At 43.1% G+C, this 22,945-nt stretch carries 18 protein-coding genes; 2 read left to right on the forward strand and 16 right to left on the reverse strand.

Translation table 11 applies throughout. From position 1 onward, the window contains the following. Positions 1-152: 152 nt before the first annotated feature. From CD004_RS13945 to CD004_RS13990, 9 genes are all read right to left on the reverse strand, one after another. A complete protein-coding gene (locus tag CD004_RS13945) occupies positions 153-929 on the reverse strand; it encodes a class I SAM-dependent methyltransferase (protein ID WP_102263321.1) in 777 nt (258 codons plus the stop codon). A gap of 151 nt (positions 930-1,080) precedes the next feature. Further along, positions 1,081-1,515: a BrxA/BrxB family bacilliredoxin gene (locus tag CD004_RS13950; protein ID WP_102263322.1), complete on the reverse strand. Its 435-nt coding sequence runs from the start codon at positions 1,513-1,515 to the stop codon at positions 1,081-1,083. Positions 1,516-1,597: 82 nt separating this feature from the next. Then, positions 1,598-3,310, reverse strand: a complete 1,713-nt coding sequence (gene ilvD / locus CD004_RS13955) for a dihydroxy-acid dehydratase (protein WP_102263323.1) — start codon at positions 3,308-3,310, stop codon at positions 1,598-1,600. A 211-nt stretch (positions 3,311-3,521) separates the two neighbouring features. Continuing rightward, positions 3,522-4,652 (reverse strand): conserved virulence factor C family protein, encoded by a 1,131-nt coding sequence (locus tag CD004_RS13960; RefSeq protein ID WP_102263324.1) that lies wholly within the window; start codon positions 4,650-4,652, stop codon positions 3,522-3,524. 3,854 nt (positions 4,653-8,506) lie between these two features. Continuing rightward, positions 8,507-10,390 (reverse strand): ABC-F family ATP-binding cassette domain-containing protein, encoded by a 1,884-nt coding sequence (locus CD004_RS13970; protein ID WP_102263326.1) that lies wholly within the window; start codon positions 10,388-10,390, stop codon positions 8,507-8,509. Further along, complete coding sequence (locus CD004_RS13975; protein ID WP_102263327.1) at positions 10,387-11,031, reverse strand: HD domain-containing protein; 645 nt, start codon at positions 11,029-11,031, stop codon at positions 10,387-10,389. Before CD004_RS13975 ends, CD004_RS13970 begins: the two co-directional genes overlap by 4 nt. 573 nt (positions 11,032-11,604) lie before the next feature. Then, complete coding sequence (locus tag CD004_RS13980; RefSeq protein ID WP_102263328.1) at positions 11,605-12,453, reverse strand: DegV family protein; 849 nt, start codon at positions 12,451-12,453, stop codon at positions 11,605-11,607. A gap of 215 nt (positions 12,454-12,668) precedes the next feature. Next, complete coding sequence (locus CD004_RS13985; protein ID WP_102263329.1) at positions 12,669-13,199, reverse strand: hypothetical protein; 531 nt, start codon at positions 13,197-13,199, stop codon at positions 12,669-12,671. A 141-nt stretch (positions 13,200-13,340) separates the two neighbouring features. Further along, positions 13,341-15,029 carry a formate--tetrahydrofolate ligase gene (locus CD004_RS13990; RefSeq protein WP_102263330.1) on the reverse strand — a complete coding sequence of 563 codons (1,689 nt, stop codon included), beginning with the start codon at positions 15,027-15,029 and terminating at the stop codon, positions 13,341-13,343. Between the two features lie 180 nt (positions 15,030-15,209). Between CD004_RS13990 and metA the strand changes: the two genes are divergently transcribed. After that, positions 15,210-16,118 carry a homoserine O-acetyltransferase MetA gene (gene metA / locus CD004_RS13995; protein ID WP_102263331.1) on the forward strand — a complete coding sequence of 303 codons (909 nt, stop codon included), beginning with the start codon at positions 15,210-15,212 and terminating at the stop codon, positions 16,116-16,118. A 31-nt stretch (positions 16,119-16,149) separates the two neighbouring features. Here metA and CD004_RS14000 read toward each other — a convergent pair whose 3' ends face one another. From CD004_RS14000 to CD004_RS14010, 3 genes are read right to left on the reverse strand one after another with little or no spacing between them, the layout of a single operon-like run. Then, a complete protein-coding gene (locus CD004_RS14000) occupies positions 16,150-16,854 on the reverse strand; it encodes a DUF2711 family protein (protein WP_102263332.1) in 705 nt (234 codons plus the stop codon). Between the two features lie 18 nt (positions 16,855-16,872). Next, positions 16,873-17,565, reverse strand: coding sequence for an AIM24 family protein (locus CD004_RS14005; protein WP_102263333.1), 693 nt, complete (start codon positions 17,563-17,565; stop codon positions 16,873-16,875). Positions 17,566-17,577: 12 nt separating this feature from the next. Beyond that, positions 17,578-18,261 (reverse strand): class I SAM-dependent methyltransferase, encoded by a 684-nt coding sequence (locus tag CD004_RS14010; protein ID WP_102263334.1) that lies wholly within the window; start codon positions 18,259-18,261, stop codon positions 17,578-17,580. A 122-nt stretch (positions 18,262-18,383) separates the two neighbouring features. Between CD004_RS14010 and CD004_RS14015 the strand changes: the two genes are divergently transcribed. Further along, entirely contained in the window at positions 18,384-18,599 is a 216-nt protein-coding gene (locus CD004_RS14015; RefSeq protein ID WP_102265113.1) for a DUF3892 domain-containing protein, read from the forward strand. A 39-nt stretch (positions 18,600-18,638) separates the two neighbouring features. On the opposite strand, the gene mntR is transcribed toward CD004_RS14015, so the two are convergent. The 4 genes from mntR to CD004_RS14035 all read right to left on the reverse strand — a co-directional run bounded on the left by mntR (position 18,639) and on the right by CD004_RS14035 (position 22,815). Continuing rightward, complete coding sequence (gene mntR, locus CD004_RS14020; protein ID WP_102263335.1) at positions 18,639-19,061, reverse strand: transcriptional regulator MntR; 423 nt, start codon at positions 19,059-19,061, stop codon at positions 18,639-18,641. Between the two features lie 70 nt (positions 19,062-19,131). After that, entirely contained in the window at positions 19,132-21,309 is a 2,178-nt protein-coding gene (locus CD004_RS14025; RefSeq protein ID WP_102263336.1) for a DNA topoisomerase III, read from the reverse strand. Between the two features lie 171 nt (positions 21,310-21,480). Continuing rightward, the gene (locus CD004_RS14030) at positions 21,481-21,768 is read right to left on the reverse strand and encodes a hypothetical protein (RefSeq protein ID WP_102263337.1); all 288 of its coding nucleotides are present in this window, start codon (positions 21,766-21,768) and stop codon (positions 21,481-21,483) included. Between the two features lie 60 nt (positions 21,769-21,828). Continuing rightward, a complete protein-coding gene (locus tag CD004_RS14035) occupies positions 21,829-22,815 on the reverse strand; it encodes an HD-GYP domain-containing protein (protein WP_102263338.1) in 987 nt (328 codons plus the stop codon). Positions 22,816-22,945: the final 130 nt, after the last annotated feature.

The raw sequence follows: 22,945 nt of genomic DNA on the forward strand, positions 1-22,945 counted from the left end.
TGCTTATTTTGTCTATTTGGCAATTGCGGATTAAATTGGAAATGAATGGACGGACAGTAATCAGCTCTTTATTGTCCGTCACGAAAAATAATTCTCCGGACCATTTCATTAATGGTCGGGTACGTTACATACAACAAGGATGAGGTCCTGCCTCATTCTTTTTCTATGACTCCAAAATGGAACTTTGCAGTTTTTCTTCTGTATACTTCGAAGCCAAAATCATCAAATCTGCTGCTTCTGAAATGGTCTTTCAGGATTACTCGTTTCCTGGCAACACGGTATGCATGTCCAATGACTTCTTGTGAGAGCCCGTCGTAAACAGCGAAGTGGGTCAGACCCCTGATACCATCTGACTCTAATATTGATTCATCAAACATCGGGTCAAAATAAACACAATCTACGCTGTTGTCTTCTTGCGCTTTGAGCAACTCCAGTGAATATCCTTGCAGCACTATTATTTTGCCCATAGCCTTATCAATGGCTGCTATTCCTGAATCCCAAGCTTTGAGTCCAGTTTTGACTAAATATGCGAGCTCCGGTCTTGCTTCTATTCCTGTGACAGAACCTGACTCACCTACAACAAAGCTAGCTACGATACTATCCGAACCAAGACCGAGCGAGCAGTCAAGAAAACTCATCCCTTCCTCCAGCTTTGCTGCATCTATGAGAGGATCGCTTTCCCCTTTCAATAATCTTTTGATTCGGAACATAGCGGAATTCGGGTGAAAAAAGAAAGGCTCTGTAGCTCCCATCGGAAAAAGCTCAAGTCGGTCTTTGCCAACTACCAGGCAGTCATCCTTCACGATTTCCTGGATTGCCAATACTGACCTTTTTTTCCTTGGAACGAAATCCACTTTGAGCTCTATGGCTATAGCTCTTGCTTTAGCTGTCATATTCTCATTTGTCCTGCCTGCTGTTGTCACAAACAAACCTAACACCCCCTGACACTATTCGTATACAAAGAAAAGGACGTCCGCAGACATCCTTTTCGAACTATTTCAGCATCGCTGTTTAGTGTTAAAACTTCAATGCTATTTTGAGTTGTCCATTAAATTTCCCTTTGTTAAATCCAACGAGCGCCTAGCAATGAGAATCAAAGGCGGATGTTAAGTTATCCATGATTGCTTCCATTGGCTGTCCTTCGATATCATGGCGAGGAATGAAATGAACGACTTCTTTGCCTTTCAACAATGCCATTGAAGGTGAAGAAGGCTCAAGGTCTGTGAAGTACTCACGCATTTTTGCAGTTGCTTCCTTGTCCTGGCCAGCAAACACAGTCACAAGATGATCTGGTTTCTTCTCATTTCTTAAAATTGCTTGGGTTGCTGACGGACGAGCAAGACCCGCAGCACAACCACAAACAGAGTTAACAACGACAAGCGTTGTTCCTTCTGTATTTTCCATGTATTCTTCAACTTCATCCGCAGTAAGCAATTCCTTGAAACCTGCACGTGTCAATTCCTCACGCATCGGCTTTACCATTTGTCTCATATATTCTTCATATGCCATTGACATAAATAATTCCCTCCCAAACGATAGTTTGCAGTGTTAGCATACTATATAATTTATACCAAACGCAATAAAAGAACGTCTCACTCTAGGAATGTACAGGCTCATATACTGTTTTTCCTTCGAAAAGATCCGTTACCGCGCCTCTGGAGGAACAAGATACAAGTCTGGCGTATTTAGCCAATGCTCCTCTCTTTGGAAGTGGCGGCGGAGTCCAGTTGTTCCTGCGGGCAGCCAGATCTTCCTCACTTAAGGCTACTGAGATCAGCCTTTGTTCACTATCAACTGTAATCATATCCCCATCTTTAATTAGTGCAATCGGTCCGCCAACCTGTGCTTCAGGGGCGATATGGCCAATAACCAGCCCATGGCTGCCTCCCGAGAATCTTCCATCTGTCAGCAATGCAACACTTTCTCCCAGCCCTTTGCCGACAAGTATCGCTGACAAACTCAGCATTTCAGGCATGCCGGGTCCACCTTTTGGCCCCTCATAACGGATGACCAGTACGTCTCCAGCGACAATTTCATCGGACATCACTGCTTTGGATGCTGACTCTTCATCATCAAAAACTTTAGCGGGACCCGTCATGGCTTTCACCTTTAGGCCGGATACCTTCGCTACTGCGCCATCTGGTGCAAGGTTTCCTTTTAAAACAACTAGTGGGCCGTCCTTTCTAAAAGGCTGAGCTGCAGGACGGATGACTTCCTGGCCAGGTTTCAAGCCGGGAAAATCCTTAAGGTTCTCTTCGAGTGTTTTTCCTGTAACTGTTAGGCAATCACCGTGCAACATCCCTTCTTTTAGAAGGAGTTTCATGACTGCCGGAACGCCTCCTGCCTCAAAAAGATCCTGCATGACATATTTGCCGCTTGGCTTCAAGTCTGCAAGATGGGGAACTCGTTCCTGTATCCTGTTGAAGTCATCCAGTGTCAGGTCGACTTCAGCAGCATGCGCGATGGCCATTAAATGCAGGACAGCATTAGTGGATCCCCCGAGAGCCATAACGACAGTAATCGCATTTTCAAATGCTTCCTTCGTTAAAATTTGTCTTGGGCGGATATCCTGCTCAAGCATTTGATAAACTACTTCTCCTGCTTTATAGCAATCTTCCCTCTTTTCATCAGTTTCCGCTGGATGTGATGAACTGCCCGGCAGGCTCATACCCAGGGCCTCAATTGCACTGGCCATTGTGTTGGCTGTGTACATCCCTCCACATGAACCAGAACCTGGACAGGCATGGCATTCAATTTTATGGAGTTGTTCTTCGCCGATCGCACCCTTGTTATACTGACCGACACCTTCGAATGCTGACACAATATCAATATCCTTACCATCAACCTTGCCAGGCTTGATGGTACCTCCATAAACAAAAACAGCAGGAAGGTCCATTCTGGCAATGGCCATCATGCAGCCAGGCATATTTTTATCACAACCTCCAATTGCGACGAACCCATCAAGGCTTTCACCCTGCACCACCGTTTCGATTGAATCAGCGATTAAGTCGCGGCTCGGAAGTGAATAGCGCATTCCCTCTGTGCCCATCGAAATTCCATCTGATACAGTAATCGTGTTGAAAATCAGAGGCGCGCCACCAGCTGCCCTGGCACCCTCTTTCGCTTTCACTGCGAGCTTATCAATATGTATATTACAAGGAGTAACCTCACTCCAAGTACTCGCGATCCCAATCATCGGCTTCCTGAAATCATCGTCACTGAATCCAACCGCCCGAAGCATGGCCCTGTTCGGTGCCTTTCTGGCATCATCACTAAACACATGGCTCTTGATTCTTAAATCTTTTTTCAAAGAATGTCCCTCCCGATTTTTTATTCACTACATTACCTCTTTTCAGAGGCAATTGCAATAATAATCTAAATATTTTAATTATTAAAAATAAGTAAGCGGATACATTCTTATCTTGGGGAAGGTTAATAGGACCATAGCACCGCGAAGGATATGTTTTTACAAAAAAGCACCCAAGATGTCCTAAGATCATCCAGGGTGCTTCATAGTCTTTTTATTGTTTTCTAGCTTCAGTCATTTGTTTCCAAACTGAGCCTTTTGCCTCCTCACCATGCTCAATACGGGCAATCGCCAGTTTCACCTGCATGCTCACTTCGAATTCAGGATCACCTTCAGCGCCCTTTAGAGCTGGCAGTGCCCTTTCGTCTCCAACTTCGTAGAGGAACATCGCCGCCCTCCAGCGTACAAGCTTGCTTGGGTCTTTGAGGGCTTCCATCATTTCATCCATTGCTTCCGAAAAACCCAGGTCAGATAAGCAGTCACCTGCTGTCCTGCGAACAGTAACCGTTTTGTCGTTCAAAGCTTTGTACAACAATGGCAGGGCCTTTTTGTCCTCAATCATTCCTAAGTAAACGGTGGCCAAGCGGCGTATGGATGCTTTCTCATCTTGAAGAGCTTTTTCAAGCACCCGCAAGTCCTCAATAGTTGGATCATCCATTTGCTCAAGAAGCTGGTACCTTATCCGCCAATCTGGATTTTCAAGATCTGCTACTGTTATGGTGATTTTTTTCTTCGCTGCTTTTATTTGAGCTTCCTGTTCCGGATTTTTAGCCAGCTTCACAAGCTCATCCAGCCTCTCAGGAGGATATGCCGCTAAAAGCTCTTCCACTACATCATTTCCTACCTGATTGAAATCCCCGTATCGGACTCCGAGTTCCTTCCACCTGCGGACCATGACAACATTATCCTCCGGAGTCTGTACCTCACCTACTTTTTTCACAAAGGATTCTGGCAGTCCAAAGCGCTTCTCTTCTGTGCCATCATTCAGTTTTACCTGCATTGGAATTCCCTTATATACTTGCACAAGGACTTTTACTTCCCCATAATGTTCATTGATTTCAGGTGTACCATCCCCTGATTCTTCTGCATCTTCTCCGAAAGCTTTTCTAACCTCAGGAAGGATTACTTTCCAGTCATATTTCGCATTTCTTTCGACTGCGAGGAAATCGGCAACATGGTAAACCCCTTTTACCCCATCAATATCCAGTATGTTCACTACGACTTCCGGTGCTCCGGCCACTGAATCTTTTTTATAGTTATTGCTCTTGCCCATAGGAAGTTCTTCATCCAGATTAATCTTCATCGTATTCGGGCTTGGCGTTGGTTCAATTGATACAATTTTCACATTCCCACCCCTTTATATTTTTCAGGAATGATGCCATTTTAACATAGTGGAGAATAGATAGCATTTCGAAGCCCTTCCGACTGAAGTCATCCTGGGGAGTTCTGACAGCTTTTCTCCTATTTCCTCTGAACCTGTCCGAAGTTGCTTCTGCTTCTGACAGCTTTCCCTCTTTTTTCCTCTGAACCTGTTCGAAGTTGCTACGACTTCTGACAGCTTTTCTGCTTTATTCTCTGAACCTGTGCGAAGTTGCTAAGACTTCTGACAGCTTTCCCTCTTTTTCCTCTGAATCTGTTCAAAGTTGCTACGACTTCTGACAGCTTTTCTGCTTTATTCTCTGAACCTGTGCGAAGTTGCTAAGACTTCTGACAGCTTTCCTGCTTTTTTCTCTGAATCTGTTCGAAGTTGCTTCTGCTTCGGACAGCTTTCCTTCTTTTTCCTTTGAATCTGTTCAAAGTTGCTCCTACTTCTGACAGCTTTCCCTCTTTTTTCCTCTGAACCTGTTCGAAGTTGCTACGACTTCTGACAGCTTTTCTGCTTTCTTCTCTGAACCTGTGCGAAGTTGCTAAGACTTCTGACCGCTTTCCTGCTTTTTTCTCTGAATCTGTTCGAAGTTGCTACTGCTTCGGACAGCTTTCCCTCTTTTTCCTCTGAATCTGTTCGAAGTTGCTACGACTTCTGACAGCTTTTCTGCTTTCTTCTCTGAACCTGTGCGAAGTTGCTAAGACTTCTGACAGCTTTCCCGCTTTTTTCTCTGAATCTGTTCGAAGTTGCTAAGACTTCTGACAGCTTTTCTGCTTTTTTCTCTGAACCTGTTCAAAGTTGCTCTGACTTCTGACAGCTTTTCCACTTATTCCACTGAAACTGTCTGAAGTTGCTTCGACTTCTGACAGCTTTTCTGCTTTTTCCTCTGAACCTGTTCAAAGTTGCTCCTACTTCTGACAGCTTTTTTGCTTTATTCTCTGAACCTGTGCGAAGTTGATAAGACTTCTGACAGCTTTCCCTCTTTTTCCTCTGAAACTGTTCGAAGTTGCTTCTACTTCGGACAGCTTTTCCTCTTTTTCCTCTGAACCTGTCTGAAGTTGCTTCGACTTCTGACAGCTTTTCTGCTTTCTCCTCTGAACCTGTTCAAAGTTGCTCCTACTTCTGACTGCTTTTCTTCGTTTTTCTCTGAACCTGTGCGAAGTTGCTATGACTTCTGACAGCTTTCCTTCTTTTTCCTCTGATTTTGTTCAAAGTTGCTACGACTTCTGACAGCTTTTCTGCTTTATTCTCTCAACCTGTGCGAAGTTGCTATGACTTCTGACAGCTTTCCTTCTTTTTCCTCTGATTTTGTTCAAAGTTGCTACGACTTCTGACAGCTTTTCTGCTTTATTCTCTCAACCTGTGCGAAGTTGCTATGACTTCTGACAGCTTTCCTTCTTTTTCCTCTGATTTTGTTCAAAGTTGCTACGACTTCTGACAGCTTTTCTGCTTTATTCTCTCAACCTGTGCGAAGTTGCTATGACTTCTGACAGCTTTCCTTCTTTTTCCTCTGATTTTGTTCAAAGTTGCTACGACTTCTGACAGCTTTTCTGCTTTATTCTCTCAACCTGTGCGAAGTTGCTATGACTTCTGACAGCTTTCCTTCTTTTTCCTCTGATTTTGTTCAAAGTTGCTACGACTTCTGACAGCTTTTCTGCTTTATTCTCTCAACCTGTGCGAAGTTGCTATGACTTCTGACAGCTTTCCTTCTTTTTCCTCTGATTTTGTTCAAAGTTGCTACGACTTCTGACAGCTTTTCTGCTTTATTCTCTCAACCTGTGCGAAGTTGCTATGACTTCTGACAGCTTTCCTTCTTTTTCCTCTGATTTTGTTCAAAGTTGCTACGACTTCTGACAGCTTTTCTGCTTTATTCTCTCAACCTGTGCGAAGTTGCTATGACTTCTGACAGCTTTCCTTCTTTTTCCTCTGATTTTGTTCAAAGTTGCTACGACTTCTGACAGCTTTTCTGCTTTATTCTCTCAACCTGTGCGAAGTTGCTATGACTTCTGACAGCTTTCCTTCTTTTTCCTCTGATTTTGTTCAAAGTTGCTACGACTTCTGACAGCTTTTCTGCTTTATTCTCTCAACCTGTGCGAAGTTGCTATGACTTCTGACAGCTTTCCTTCTTTTTCCTCTGATTTTGTTCAAAGTTGCTACGACTTCTGACAGCTTTTCTGCTTTATTCTCTCAACCTGTGCGAAGTTGCTATGACTTCTGACAGCTTTCCTTCTTTTTCCTCTGATTTTGTTCAAAGTTGCTACGACTTCTGACAGCTTTTCTGCTTTATTCTCTCAACCTGTGCGAAGTTGCTATGACTTCTGACAGCTTTCCTTCTTTTTCCTCTGATTTTGTTCAAAGTTGCTACGACTTCTGACAGCTTTTCTGCTTTATTCTCTCAACCTGTGCGAAGTTGCTATGACTTCTGACAGCTTTCCTTCTTTTTCCTCTGATTTTGTTCAAAGTTGCTACGACTTCTGACAGCTTTTCTGCTTTATTCTCTCAACCTGTGCGAAGTTGCTATGACTTCTGACAGCTTTCCTTCTTTTTCCTCTGATTTTGTTCAAAGTTGCTACGACTTCTGACAGCTTTTCTGCTTTATTCTCTCAACCTGTGCGAAGTTGCTATGACTTCTGACAGCTTTCCTTCTTTTTCCTCTGATTTTGTTCAAAGTTGCTACGACTTCTGACAGCTTTTCTGCTTTATTCTCTCAACCTGTGCGAAGTTGCTATGACTTCTGACAGCTTTCCTTCTTTTTCCTCTGATTTTGTTCAAAGTTGCTACGACTTCTGACAGCTTTTCTGCTTTATTCTCTCAACCTGTGCGAAGTTGCTATGACTTCTGACAGCTTTCCTTCTTTTTCCTCTGATTTTGTTCAAAGTTGCTACGACTTCTGACAGCTTTTCTGCTTTATTCTCTCAACCTGTGCGAAGTTGCTATGACTTCTGACAGCTTTCCTTCTTTTTCCTCTGATTTTGTTCAAAGTTGCTACGACTTCTGACAGCTTTTCTGCTTTATTCTCTCAACCTGTGCGAAGTTGCTATGACTTCTGACAGCTTTCCTTCTTTTTCCTCTGATTTTGTTCAAAGTTGCTACGACTTCTGACAGCTTTTCTGCTTTATTCTCTCAACCTGTGCGAAGTTGCTATGACTTCTGACAGCTTTCCTTCTTTTTCCTCTGATTTTGTTCAAAGTTGCTACGACTTCTGACAGCTTTTCTGCTTTATTCTCTCAACCTGTGCGAAGTTGCTATGACTTCTGACAGCTTTCCTTCTTTTTCCTCTGATTTTGTTCAAAGTTGCTACGACTTCTGACAGCTTTTCTGCTTTATTCTCTCAACCTGTGCGAAGTTGCTATGACTTCTGACAGCTTTCCTTCTTTTTCCTCTGATTTTGTTCAAAGTTGCTACGACTTCTGACAGCTTTTCTGCTTTATTCTCTCAACCTGTGCGAAGTTGCTATGACTTCTGACAGCTTTCCTTCTTTTTCCTCTGATTTTGTTCAAAGTTGCTACGACTTCTGACAGCTTTTCTGCTTTATTCTCTCAACCTGTGCGAAGTTGCTATGACTTCTGACAGCTTTCCTTCTTTTTCCTCTGAAACTGTTCGAAGTTGCTTCTGCTTCGGACAGCTTTTCCTCTTTTTCTTCTGAACCTGTCCGAAGTTGCTTCGACTTCTGACAGCTTTTCTGCTTTCTTCTCTGAACCAGTGCGAAGTTACTACCACTACTTACTCCTTTTCCTCGTTTCCCTCTGAACCTGTCCGAAGTTGCAATATATCCCCAGGGGGCTGAAATTCTTTTAGGAGATAGAAAAAAATAAGACCTGAAATTCCAGGTCTTATTCGTTTTCGGCGAGCTCGGATAAATAGCTCCACCTTTCAATTAAATACTCCAGCTGCTCATTCAACTCTTTCTCTTCATTCATCAGGGCCTGGCCCTTTTCAAAATCACTCCCGATACTGGCCATTTCCCCCTGCACTTCCTCAAGGCGGGCTTCAGTACCAGCAATCTTATCTTCAATTTCTGCCCATTCCTTTTGTTCCTTGAAGCTTAGTTTCTTTTTCTTTGGCTTTTCTGTCTGCTCTACCTTCTCCTTCTTCGGGATGGCAGGAGCAGATTCAGTTTTCGGCCGCTTTTCAAGGTATTCTGAATAATTGCCGTAATACAGGTCTGTCTGTCCATTGCCTTCCAATTCAAGCAGCAAATCGACGACCTTATCAAGGAAGTAACGGTCATGGGATACCGAGATGACGACACCCGGGAATTCTTCCAGGTAATCTTCCAATACAGTTAACGTCTGTGTGTCCAGATCATTCGTTGGCTCATCCAGCAGCAGGACGTTTGGTTCTTCCATTAAAAGCTTCAATAAGTAAAGCCTGCGCTTCTCGCCTCCGGAAAGCTTCCTGATTGGAGTTCCATGTGCATAAGGTGGGAACAGGAATCTCTCGAGCATTTGTGCAGCTGAAATTGTCTTGCCATCAGTAGTTTGGACGATTTCTGCCGTCTCTTTCAGGTATTCAATCACCCGCTTATTTTCGTCCATATCTTCATTCTCTTGAGTATAGTAAGCGATTTTTACCGTTTGTCCGGTAATGATTTCACCGTCATCAAGCATGATTCTGCCTGCGAGAATATTCAGCAAAGTCGATTTGCCTGTCCCGTTGCGGCCAATGATTCCCAGCCTGTCCCCAGGTTTCACAAGAAGATTGAAGTGATCCAGAATCACTTTATCTTCATATTTTTTGGTTGCATTCTTCAGTTCAAGCACCTGTTTGCCTAACCTGCTGCCACTCAAAGAGATGTCGAGTTTTTCAGAGGACCTCACATTTGACACTTCATCATCCAGTTTATCAAAACGCTGAATGCGAGCCTTCTGTTTGGTTGTCCTTGCCTTAGCCCCGCGCCTGATCCACTCGAGTTCCTGCCTGAACAAATTCTTCTTTTTTTCAAGTGTTGCTGCTTCGTTTTCCTCTCGGATCGCCTTGGCTTCAAGGAAGCTGGCATAGTTGCCTTTATAGCTATAAAGATTTCCACCATCCAGTTCAAAAATCCTGTTCGTAACTCTGTCAAGGAAGTAGCGGTCATGGGTGACGAGGAGAAGTGACCCTGAATATCTGGATAGATAGTCTTCAAGCCATTTTACCGTCTCATAATCAAGGTGGTTCGTGGGCTCATCCAGAATCAGCAAATCCGGAGATTCAATCAAAACCTGAGCGAGTGCGACACGTTTCTTCTGGCCGCCGGATAGCTCGCCCATTTTTTTGGTGAAGTCCGAAATCCCAAGCTGCATGAGTATGGATTTGGCGGCAGTATTCGCATCCCAGCCGTCAGAACTATCCATTTTCCGCTGCAAGTCATAAAATCGTTCCTGAAGTCCTTGGTCATCAGGTTTATTGCCCAGTTCAGAGAGAATAATCTCATAATCTCTCATCAGCCTTAAGATTGGCGCTTCTCCGCTGAAAACCTGATCAAGAACGCTTTTTTCCGGTTCCATTTCAGGCTGTTGGGATAGAAAGGAAATTTTATAGTCTTTCGCAAATATAATATCGCCTGAATCAGCCTGGTCGATGCCTGCCACAATTTTGAGCAAAGACGATTTTCCAGTTCCATTAACACCGATCAAACCTACTCTTTCTCGTTCGCCGATTGTAAATGAAATTCCATTGAAAAGCTCTTTTTCTCCGTATGTTTTTGTCACGTTTTCAATCGTGATCATTTTCATGCCTTACCATTCCATTCACTGTAAAATTGATCAAGGAAAGTCTCCATGAATTGGTGTCTTTCCCCAGCAAGTTGTCTAGCATGGTCTGTATTCATTTTATCTTTCAGCTTCAGCAGCTTCTCGTAAAAGTGATTGACCGAAGAGCTGTCGCCATTCCTGTACTCCGCCAGTGTCATTTCTCCCCTGATATTCAGGTCAGGTTCGTAAATCGGGTGGCCTTTCTTTCCACCGAATGCAAATGTCCTGGCAATCCCGATCGCACCTAGGGCATCTAGACGGTCAGCATCCTGGACAATCTCAGCTTCGATACTATCTAGCTCAATCAACCTGCCGCCTTTATAGGAAACTGTTTCGATACATCCCTTAATCTTCGAGCTAGTTTCACTATCTAATTGTATGCTTTGTAAGAATGAATCCAATTTCAACCATCCGGCTTCTTCCGATTCATTTAATTTATCATCTGGAATATCGTGTAGCAAGGCGGCCATTTCAATGATGAACCAGTCACCCCGCTGTTCCTTACTCCAAATTAAACGGGCATTTTTCCTGACCCTGTCAATATGATGCCAGTCATGCCCCGACGAATCCTTGCCTAGCTCAGCTTTGACAAACTCCTCTGCCATTACTATTTTATCTTCCATATGTACACCTACTTTCCTACCGAACTCATTTTACCATAGATAACGATTAGAGATAGCTGGATAAATATTATTTGGGTGTGTAAAATACAGTCTGAACTGATACCTTTGTTTTAATAACAGCCTGTCGATCGGACACTTTCTTCTAGGTTCGTTCTCCGTTTGTCCGTTACAGGCGCTCTATCGGACACTTCCAACAGGTTCTGCTCTCTGTTTGTCCGTTAGAGGCGGTCTATCGGACACTTCCAGCTGATTCTGCTCTCTGTTTGTCCGTTAGAGGCGGTCGATCGGACACTTCCAGCAGATTCTGCTCTCTGTTTGTCCGTTAGCGGCGGTCTATCGGACACTTCCAACACATTCTGCTCTCTGCTTGTCCGTTAGAGGCGGTCTATCGGACACTTCCAGCTGATTCTGCTCTCTGTTTGTCCGTTAGAGGCGGTCGATCGGACACTTCCAACACATTCTGCTCTCTGTTTGTCCGTTAGAGGCTCAATATCCAAACATTCTCTATCAATTACTGAAGTATGTCGATTGAATCTTTTTCCCTAACTAAAAGAAAAAGTGCCAAATTGGCACTTATGCATCTGCATTATTCCAGCTAATCCCAATTGTATGTTCTCCAGCATGTACACCGATTACAGCTCCAATCGGACAGCTTAAGAAACGAATATCAGGGAAGGTTGCTTCAAGCTGGCTTTGCCATTCGTCAGCTACCTCTTTATGAAAGCCGTATAGAATGTACACTTCCTTAACTACGTATTTTTCATGCGACTCTCTCAAATAATCAAATATCTTCTCTCGTGCTTTTTTATCGCTGCGGACCTTTTCCTTTGTATTTAGAGCGCCATCTTCAATACTGATGATAGGTTTGATATTTAACATGCTTCCAAGATAAAACTGCATTCCTGACATACGGCCGCTTCGATGAAGCTGTTCCAGACTGCCGATCATCACATAGGTTTCGTTGGACTCTCGGATGACTTCCAGCTTTTCTTTAATCTCATCGACTGATGCTCCTTGCTCAGCTAATGCTATTCCTTCTTTTAATAGAGAAGTCAATGGATATGTGAGAATTTTAGAATCAAAGGTAACGACAGGAATGTTAACATCTTGTTCAGCCTGTACACTTGAGGCAACTGTTCCGCTCAACTTGGATGAAACCAGGACTGAGAATATGAGGTCATAATCTTTTTCAAGCTTCTTATATAGTTCCATAAAGACTCCAACAGGAGGCTGTGATGTTTTAGGAGCCGTCTTCAACGATTTTAGTCTTTTATATAATTCTTCTGCAGTCAGGTCTTTACCATCGAGGTATTCTACATCATCCAACACAATTGTCATTGGTACCTGATATACATCTGGATGGTTCTTTAACTCTTCATCTAGATAGGCTGTACTATCAGTAACCCAGGCGATTTTCTTCAAACAATCTCCCCCTATTTCATTTTTCAGTCCTATTGAATATCGTGGTTTCTAGATATCCGCCAATTCCCCCTTAATAAGTGCCAGAAATGCTTGTACAAATCATGAGATACCTTCACCACTAATAGAACTTTTATATTATATGTTTAAATCTATCCGTTAATAGATTATTCTGAAAACAACACAGAAATTCCTGCCTCAGAGACAGGAATTATTATTCACTCAATAATTTTTTTTATTTTTTCAAGTGAAGCGATCATATAATCGACCATTTCTGATAAGTCGTCAATCTGTTCTTCATAAACAAGACGGTTGAAGGAAACCTGCACATGGTTTTTGATAGTTGATTTATCTCCCAATGGGTCAAGCAAGGCGGTTTGCACTATCGCCCGATCTCTTCCCCATATTTCCTCAAGCCCTTTAAGAACTTCCTTAAAAACAACCATTTCATTTTTATGATGAAGTGAGAAAGAAATATTCACTCTACACCCTGCAAGCTGTTTGGCATTCACACTTTCCAATAGCTCCGCAGAGAGGTTCTCCAATCCGGCCTCAATGGTCATCATTGCCGATAAAAGATTCGATTCATAACCTTTCTTAGTGAATGAAATTTCATATTTACGCGACAGCTTGGCGGCATTAATCCAGTCATTGCGGTCAATCACTATAATTTCTCCGCTCAAATCCCTGTCATATATTTCGCCTTCGATTACGACTTTGATATTTTCATAAGCTGTCGGGTCAAACAAAAGCTTCCACTCCTTATTGCAATATGCGTACCAGATTAAAAATGGTCAGTCCAACCTTTAGCATCTCTGGTGACGTCGGCGCAAAAACCGCATCCCCACGTCCACAAATACTAATCGGGACTGACCACGGCAATAGCAATTTTAGAATAATCCGACTGCGTTACCCTCTTCATCAACATCCATGTTCAAAGCTGCCGGAAGCTTCGGCAAGCCAGGCATTGTCATGACTTCCCCTGTCAATGCAACGATGAATCCTGCACCTACTGACGGCTTCAGTTCCCTTACTGTGATGGTGAATCCTGATGGCCTGCCTAGTTTCTGCGGATCATCTGATAATGAATACTGTGTTTTGGCCATACAGACTGGCAGCACACCCCAGCCAAATCCTTCAAAGTCAACTAGCTGCTTCTTCGCTTTTGGCGAAAACTCGACTCCGTTGGCACCATAAACTTGGGAGGCAATTGTCTTGATTTTATCCTCAATTGAATCAGACAGATCATAAAGATGTGCAAATGTATTTTCGCTTTTTTCAATTACATCAAGAAGTCTCTCTGCTAGCTCAACTCCACCATTTCCGCCTTTTTCCCAAACTTCTGTCAAGGCAACCGGGATCCCTGCATTGTCACACAATTCTTTCAAAGTATTTGTTTCAAGTTCTGTATCTGTAATGAATCGATTGATGGCAACAACGTATGGCAGGCCAAAGCTTGCAATCGTCTCTACATGCTTTTTCAGATTAGTAAAACCATCTCTTAATGCTTTGACATCCTCGTTGACCAATTCCGTTTTCTTCATGCCACCATGCATTTTCAGAGCGCGGATGGTAGCGACAATCACAACAGCTGAAGGATCGATTCCCGCTGTTCTTGCTTTGATATTCAAGAACTTCTCAGCTCCAAGATCCGCACCAAATCCTGCTTCAGTAACGACGAAATCAGCAAGCTTGGATGCAGCCTCTGTCGCGATGACACTGTTGCAGCCATGTGCGATATTCGCAAATGGACCACCATGAATCAAGGCCGGAGTATGTTCGATTGTCTGGACAAGGTTTGGCTTGACCGCTTCCTTCAATAAAAGTGTCAAAGCCCCTTCTACTCCTAGATCCCCCACCGTAACAGGCTGCTTTTCGTAATTATAAGCAACAACCATCTTTGATAGGCGGAGTTTTAAATCCTTCAGGTCGCTCGCAAGACACAGTACAGCCATGATTTCAGATGCAACCGTAATGTCGAAGCCGTCTTCACGAGGAACTCCCTGCATTGGCCCACCAAGTCCGACAATCACTTTTCTCAGTGCACGGTCATTCAAGTCGACCGCTCGCTTCCAGACAATCCTGCGCTGGTCAATGTTCAGCTTGTTTCCTTGCTGCAGGTGATTATCAATTAAAGCAGCCAGGGCATTATTTGCGGTTGTAATCGCATGCAGGTCCCCTGTAAAGTGAAGGTTGATATCCTCCATCGGAAGCACTTGTGCGAAACCTCCGCCTGTTGCACCGCCTTTTATTCCCATAGTTGGCCCTAATGAAGGCTCACGCATAGCAATCATCGTTTTTTTACCAAGCTTGTTCAATGCATCTGCAAGTCCGACCGTTACAGTAGATTTCCCTTCCCCTGCAGGAGTAGGATTGATTGCGGTAACAAGTACGACCTTGCCGCTCTCTTTTGTTTTCAATTTAGCCAAAGCTTCTGAAGACAGCTTCGCTTTATACTTACCAAACAGCTCAATATCATCGGCATCCAGGCCAATGCTCGCTGCAATGTCAACAATAGGCTTCATTTTACTATCACGAGCAATTTCAATATCTGACTTAACTTGAATATTTGTTCCCATTTCCATTCCCCCCAGATATTCTCTATATGCTTACCATCTTATATTTTACCATCAGAGAAATAATATCAGGTAAAAAATATTCATTTGTCATAAAATTTCCTCTTTAGTCAATTGCTCCACAAAAGAATTCAGACTATAATAAAAATTATTGATTTTAGTTTAAAAAAGGGAGGTTACACCTTGCCAATAAAAATCCCGCTGCATCTGCCAGCGAAAGAAATACTTGAAAAAGAAAATATTTTTATCATGGATGACAGTCGTGCTGCAAAACAGGATATCCGGCCGTTGAATATATTGATTCTGAATCTGATGCCCGAAAAAGAAAAAACAGAGAGACAGCTGCTGCGGCTTCTTGGAAATACGCCACTCCAGGTGAATATAACTTTTCTAAAGACCGCTACATACGATGCAAAAAACACCTCACAATATCACCTTGAAGAGTTCTATCAAACCTTCGATCAAATAAAAGAAAAGAAATATGACGGCATGATCATAACCGGAGCGCCAATCGAGTTGATGGAATTCGAGGAGGTGAACTACTGGGACGAACTAAAGGAAATCCTCAACTGGACAGAGCGGAATGTAACGTCAACATTGCATATCTGCTGGGGAGCACAGGCCGCTTTATATCATCACTATGGCATAAATAAATATACCCTTCCCAGGAAGTGTTCAGGCGTATTCACCCACAGAGTCCTTGACCAAACCGAAAAGCTATTAAGAGGGTTCGACGATGAATTCATTGCACCCCATTCAAGGAATACCGATATTTCCAAACAGGCATTGCAAAATCATCCTCAGCTCAAGCTATTGGCTTCATCAGATGAAGCAGGCGCCTTGATTATTTCCAGCAAAGACTGCAGAAGAATCATGATTACCGGCCACCTTGAATACGAAGCCACAACACTTGCAGAAGAATACTTAAGAGATAAGGCAAGAGGCATTGAAATCGACATGCCAGAAAACTATTTCCCACAGGATAATCCTGATAAAAAACCGGCAAATCGCTGGAGATCACATGCCCATCTGTTCTTTTCCAATTGGCTGAATTATTATGTATACCAGGAAACACCTTATGAATGGGATTAGAAAAGGCATCGATCAATTCGATGCCTTTTTCTTATGTTCTATTGTAATTAAAATATGTACATTGATGATTCTCCCAAATGAGCGGTGTTTCTTTTTCTAAGAATACACCTTCAAATTTAGTTTCTTTCAGACAGTCCAGGTTATCTTCTTTCGTAAAGAAAACCATAGAGGCTTGGTCAAAATAACATGTGAAAGAAAAATCCCGGTATTCGTCCATGATAATCATCGGTCCTGAACAAAGGTATAACTTTTGTTCGGTCGTTAATTTATTTAGTTCAAATACTCCACTACCCTCTATCAATTTATTATATAAAACTTTTTTTGCTCCTTTTGATCCTAGAACCTTTAGCATGTCGTCTATTAACAGCATCGAATATTCGTCTTCATTAGGAAAGAACAAATTTGGTTCGATATTTTCGTTTATTTTATTAAACAAATCCAGTCTCTGGTAAATTCCCCTTGCCAATCCGCCAGTCAAATAGGCTATAACAGCCTTGGATACTTCAGAAATGCTGTTCAGATTACTTCTCCTTTGAATTTCCCTCCAACTTATCGGACTGCCTGATTTGTAAATTTCTTTATTGGTTGGTGCATCAGCGGAAACCCAGCTATCAGGCATTTTAATAAACGGATAAAAAATAATAGATGCTGAGCAGTATTCATTCGGAAGAAGCTCAATGACTGGGTCCTTCTCCGGTTCTTTTCCTATTGGATAAAAAAACTCTATCGTCATCATCCGGCTCCTTTTAGCTTCCTAACTTTGCGGAGCATAATAGACTTCTTCAAATGGCTGGACGACAACGAAGCCTTCTCCGCTGAACTTCATCTGAATCGATTCGCCGCTTCCACGTCCAAGGAATGTTTTGAACGAAATATCTGTTACAAATTCAGGCTGGAGATTTCCAGACCAGGCTACTGTTGCGTTCGGGTCTGTATAAACCGGATTATCCGGACTGACAAGCAGGGTCAACGGTTCATAATGGGATGTGACCGCTACCATACCTGTACCCTCGAGACGGACATTGAACAAACCTCCTGACAGCATTCCGGCCACCCGGCGCATCAGCTTGATATCCCAGCTGATAGAAGGTTCGAATGCCAGCAGGTCATTGCCATTTACGAAGATAGCCTCATTTTGTAAATTCAAGATTGATATTTTCTTCCCCTGGTCAGCCAAATAAAGCTTTCCATTACCGTTTGCTTTCATTAATGAAGTACCTTCACCTGTTAATGCCTTTTTAAACATCTTGCCGATCCCGTGTTCCAGCACTCCCTCACGCTCAAACTTGATCTGGCCTCGATAAGATACCATAGCTCCAGCTTTTGACCATACCTGGCCATTCAGATTGACCTCTAGCATTCTCGGTGTCTCCAGCTCAAATAATCCTTCCCCTTTATCCTCTTGCTTTGTATTGTTCACAAACTCTTCGATCGAATAACGACTCATCATAATGCCTCCTTATTTTAAAACCTGAAACATGAAAACCCACATAAATGATAGAGATTGCTGCAGCTCTACCGGCAATGAACCGTGCGGGAGCTGCTCTGCGGCTTTTTTGAATACTCCGAATTCCCCTGCTTTTCTCCAGCCATTTTCAAGTGCCAGCTTTTCCAGCTCCCATGGCATGATCGTGTTGCAGATTACCTCTTCTCCATATAGTCTCCTGAAGCTGTTCGTCCTCGGCCTTGCAGTTGGGCCGAGAATTCCTATACAGGAATATCCATTTGGCTTGAGTATGCGAACCATTTCATTTAAGGACTCATAGGGTTGTTTCGTCCATTCTATTGAATTAATGGCCATAACCGCATCAAAATGATTATCGGGGCTTCCACAATCCGAAAGGTCCCCTTTATTAAAAATACATTTCTCACTTCGCGAGTTCAGCCTGGCTCTCTCAAGCATCTCCTCGGATACATCGATTCCGGTGACCACATAGCCTTCTTCGGCCAACTTTTCCGAACCTGTTCCATCTCCGCACCCTAAATCACAAACTAGGGAACCAGTTGGAACAAACTCCTTAATGAATGGCACTATATCCTTCCGGCTCCCGGATTCCCACATTCCTCTGCTTCTTGAATTCCAAGATGCTGCCATACTGTCCCATTGCTTTTCAGATTCCACTTTCCAATCAAATGTATCCATCAGCTCACCTGCCTGGTTTTGTAATTCCTATAATAGTTATTTCGTTATGGACAAGGGAATTCCTCTTAAGTTTATTTTCACTAAAAAAGTGCAAGACTAGGAGGATGAAAGGAGAGATAATATTGGAACAGGAACAATTGGTTGCCATACATAAAAATAACGCCGGTGAAATCATCAGTTTCCAGACATCGAGCGGAAGGATTATATCCTACCGTAAAGCTTTGCAGGAAGCCAACACAGGGGTAATTTCAGGAGTCGATATCCATGAAGGTGCAGATGGTACAACCTTGCTTTCAGCAGATGGATCTGGATTCGATCAGTACCCAGATATATATTAAAGAATGCAAAAACACCTGACAGCGGTCAGGTGTTTTGATTTATTCTTCGTCATTTTGTTTTTGGATTGCCCTTAATTCTTGAATCCGTGATTTATCTTCTTCAAAGAACTGTACAAGGTCTCCGATCCTGTCGATTGCATCCCAGCTTAAATGATGTTCAATTCCCTCGACATCATTATAGATATTCTCATCCTTTACGCCGATAACCTTTAATAATTGCTCAAGCAGTTCATGGCGATCTACCAGCCTTTTGCCTGTTTTATATCCTTTCGGAGTCAGTACAAGCCCCCGATATTTCTCGTAAACAACGAACTGATCTTTATCCAGCTTCTGGACCATTTTTGTCACTGAGGAGGGATGGACCGATAATGCCTCCGCGATATCCACTACCCGGGCATATCCTTTTTGTTCTATTAAAATAAATATCTGTTCTATATAATCTTCCATACTAGGTGTTGGCATCCCATGACCTCCAATGCTTAAACAATAGCCATATTAAAGTTTACTATAGAAGAACAAGGGTGACAAGGCGCTATCCACCTTGATTGACAGGCTGTGCTGCTATATCGAATTTAAGCTTACTGTCGTCTCCATCCCAATATAGCTTGGCGTTGAAGGTTCTATCCTTGCCCTGGAAACCTTCAATCACATCCGTGCTACCTTCAGTCAGCAGCTTTTTGATATTCTTCTGGGTTACCGTCTTGCCAAGGATTTGCTTGGAGAGTGTGAAATTGCATTTTGTTTTCTGATAGTTTGAGCAGCCATAGAAGGTCCCTTTGTCCACAACCATGCCATCGCATTTTTTACATTTTCCCAGGTTTGTAGTTTGGCGGGAACGTCCACCCTTCTTCCCAGGTACAAAAGCATTGGTCAATTCTTCGGAAAACGTCCAGCCTGAGGACCCTTCCGATGTTTCAGCAACAAGGTGTTTGATCATTTTCGAAGTCTGCTCAATGAACTGTTTGGGAGAGGCTTCTCCCTCTCCAATTTGGTGCAGTCTCTGCTCCCATTTCGCTGTCATTTCAGGAGATGCCAGTACTTGTCCGCCCACAGCGGCGACGAGAATTTTCGCTTTGGCTGTCGCATAAACGAGGTTTTTGCGGACTTCTATATACGCTCTATCCTTTAGCATCGTAATGATGCCCGCTCTCGTTGCTTCTGTTCCAAGCCCTTCAGCTTTCATCAGGACCTTTTCAAGTTCCTTGTCTTCAATATGCTTTCCTGCCGTTTTCATAAGGGTAATCAGTTGGCCTTCAGTCAGCCTCTTTGGCGGCTGTGTCTTGCTTTCCTTTACCTCTGTTTTCATGACGGTTCCCGTTTCACCTTGCTGGACAGCAGGAAGCTCTGGTTCTTTATCTGAATCTTTTTGAGGAAGCACTTTTTTCCATCCTTCATCAAGCTGGACTTTCCCCTTGGAAATGAATTCCGCCCTGGCCTCCACAACCGTCTTGATTGTTGTATATTCTGCCATATATGGACCGTAGTGCGCTGCAATCAGTGTCCTGGTCAGCAAGTCATATAATTTCAGTTCGTCCCCAGAGAGCCTGCTTAGGTTAGGAACTTGTTCAGTCGGAATGATTGCATAGTGATCGGTAACTTTTTTTTCATTTACATAGCGTTTGTTATTTTGAATCGATGAATTCGGCAATGGAAAAAGCTGCTGATAATCAGGATTAGCCTGAAGCTTATTCAGAATCGCAGGAAAGCCTTCTGCTTCCCCAGGGGTTACATACCTGGAATCGGAACGGGGATATGAAACAATTCCCCTTTGATATAATCCCTGTAAAATGTCCAACGTCTTTTTCGGCGACATTTTAAATCGTCGATTCGCTTCGGCCTGGATCGCTGAAAGATTATAGAACAGCGGGGGCAGAAATTCTTTTTTCTCAGAGATAACTTCTGCGGCTTCTGCAGACTTCCCATCGCAAAAAGCAGCAATTTTCTCGGCCATCTCTTTTGTCTTGATCCGTGAATCTCCATCTTTTTCCCATTTGCCGCTGTATTTCTTGCCATTGATATTGAACTTTGCGTTCACTTCCCAAAAGGGTTCTGATACAAAATTTTCAATCTCCAGCTCGCGTTTAACAATTAATGCGAGAGTAGGAGTCTGTACCCTCCCGACTGAAAAAACATCGGAATAGCCTTTGTTTTGAAGCAATAGTGTGTACAGCCTCGATGCGTTCATGCCGACAACCCAGTCAGCACAAGCTCGCGTATAGGCTTCGAAGTATAAATTTTTTGTATCTGATTCATTCAAAAGATTTTGAAATCCTTCCTTGATCGCTTTTGGTGTCAGCGAGGAAATCCACAACCTTTTCATTGGCTTCGTGCAGTTGGCAAGGCGAAGGATATTCCTGATGATCAGTTCACCTTCGCGCCCAGCATCTCCCGCATGAATGATTTCAGAAACCTGTGGATCGGTGGCGAGCTTTTTTATGATTTGGAATTGCTTTGCTTTTGATTTGACAACTTCATACTTGAAGTTTTCTGGAATGATTGGCAGTGTACCAAGCGACCATTTTTTCCATGATGGATTGTAATGCTCTGGTGCGGACAATTCCGTTAAATGCCCGATTGCCCATGAGACGTATGCACCTTTAGGGAAAATTTCATTAGGAAGTATCTCGAGGAATCCATCCCTTTTTTTCATTTTGAATACGGAGGCCAGCGTCCTGCCCTGGTCAGGCTTTTCCGCAACAATCAATTTCATAATTTCCTCCTGAAAAACTTTTATATGTGCGCGCTTGTTAAGCTTCGACCTCTATTTTATCTTTTTTTCGACAAAAGCGTAAAGGACTTTTATTGCAGTGCCTGCATGGAGCACGAATTCTTACCCAAAAAAATAAACAGGCAGCTGAATGGATCAGCTGCCTTAAAGATATTATTCCTCGAACGGTTCAACTATGTTGCTGTCATTGATGTACCAACGGTTCCTGTTAACGACTGCTGATACGGTTAAAATCAGCGAAGGAACCTTTTCGATCCGGACCACGATTGCCCCGACCATCTGCTGGAAAATCACGAATGACTCTCCATGGCTGAATGCTGCCCACTGAGGACCCATGATGGCAATGGAACGGATGATTTCTTCCTTTTCTGCTTGCTCAAGTGAAAGATGCTGAGAAAAAATGATTATCCAATCCTCATCACCTATCGAAAAGCGGTACATGCCCTCACCCTTTTAATTCATCATCATTGACTAATAAAAGATATGAAGTGTATCCCCAGATTATACCCCTACGATTGAATCATTTAAGACTCTCGAAATCCTCAAGCCGCGATTAAGACGCAGGTCAACGAGTGTATCTCCCGTTTTAATCAGTGCCCTTAAAGGCTCAAATGGGTCAACCATTAGGATTGTCCCCTCTTCACCATCGCTAAGGAGAACACGTCTTCCGACAAGGCTGTCCATGATCCTAAACAGGAACACGAGCATGATTTTCGGATCGAATTTTCCGAATACATCGTTTTGCATCTGGGAAATAACAATATGGAAAGGTTCCGCCTGATGATAGACCCTTGAGGATGACATCGCATGGTACACATCAGCAATGGCGACGATTTTTGCAAGCTCGTCTATCTTTTCACTGCGAAGGCTAAACGGATAGCCTCCGCCATCCTCACGCTCATGGTGCTGCAGAGCAATCAGCGCGACTCTTTCATTTAGTTCTGGAATATCCTTCAACATCCGGTATCCATACACTGTATGGCGTTTCATTTCGTTGTATTCTTCCCGTGTAAGCTTGCCTGGCTTGTTCAAGATGCTGGCAGGGATACGAGCTTTCCCTATATCATGGAGTGTCGCTCCCAAGGCAAGGTCATGCAGCTCCGATTGGTCCAATTCAAGCCATTTCCCTATCAATGTAGAGATGATGCCAACACAGACTGTGTGCCTGTAAGTATACTCATCTTGTGCCTTTAGCTCGTAGAAAAGGTGATAGATATGGGGAATTTCTGCTGCCTGCCTGATGACAGGCATGATCTCATTCTTGATTTCACTAACAGGAACAACTCCTGTCTTTGCCACGATATCGAAAATCTCTTCCATTTGCATGGAGGCATCATCGATTTTCTTTGAAATATAATCAAGCTTTTTATTTACTGCAATCTGAGGTGTGTGGTCCTGAATGGCATTGCCATTCCTGATTGCATCCAATAATGCATCAATTTGATGATCAGTCAAGGACGTCAACGCGGATGGAGTGGTCTTCTTCATTCGTACCCTCCTCTTAGCTAATAATAGACTACTAGCCTATGAATTTTCACACTTCTGTCAGGCTTAGATAAAGCATTAATAAGAAAATAATAACAAATTTTTCCGAAAATAGGAACTAAAGCTGAGTGGA

This window comes from Mesobacillus jeotgali (genome assembly GCF_002874535.1).
GTDB lineage: Bacteria > Bacillota > Bacilli > Bacillales > Cytobacillaceae > Mesobacillus > Mesobacillus jeotgali.

Bases quoted from the DNA above. Each gene is read 5' to 3' on its own strand.
- CD004_RS14035 (WP_102263338.1), bottom strand. From the start codon at position 22,815: ATGAAGAAGACCACTCCATCCGCGTTGACGTCCTTGACTGATCATCAA.
- CD004_RS13950 (WP_102263322.1), bottom strand. From the start codon at position 1,515: ATGTCAATGGCATATGAAGAATATATGAGACAAATGGTAAAGCCGATG.
- CD004_RS13970 (WP_102263326.1), bottom strand. From the start codon at position 10,390: ATGAAAATGATCACGATTGAAAACGTGACAAAAACATACGGAGAAAAA.
- CD004_RS14000 (WP_102263332.1), bottom strand. From the start codon at position 16,854: ATGATGACGATAGAGTTTTTTTATCCAATAGGAAAAGAACCGGAGAAG.
- CD004_RS13990 (WP_102263330.1), bottom strand. From the start codon at position 15,029: ATGGGAACAAATATTCAAGTTAAGTCAGATATTGAAATTGCTCGTGAT.
- CD004_RS14005 (WP_102263333.1), bottom strand. From the start codon at position 17,565: ATGAGTCGTTATTCGATCGAAGAGTTTGTGAACAATACAAAGCAAGAG.
- mntR (WP_102263335.1), bottom strand. From the start codon at position 19,061: ATGCCAACACCTAGTATGGAAGATTATATAGAACAGATATTTATTTTA.
- CD004_RS14010 (WP_102263334.1), bottom strand. From the start codon at position 18,261: ATGGATACATTTGATTGGAAAGTGGAATCTGAAAAGCAATGGGACAGT.
- CD004_RS14025 (WP_102263336.1), bottom strand. From the start codon at position 21,309: ATGAAATTGATTGTTGCGGAAAAGCCTGACCAGGGCAGGACGCTGGCC.
- CD004_RS13975 (WP_102263327.1), bottom strand. From the start codon at position 11,031: ATGGAAGATAAAATAGTAATGGCAGAGGAGTTTGTCAAAGCTGAGCTA.
- CD004_RS14030 (WP_102263337.1), bottom strand. From the start codon at position 21,768: ATGTACCGCTTTTCGATAGGTGATGAGGATTGGATAATCATTTTTTCT.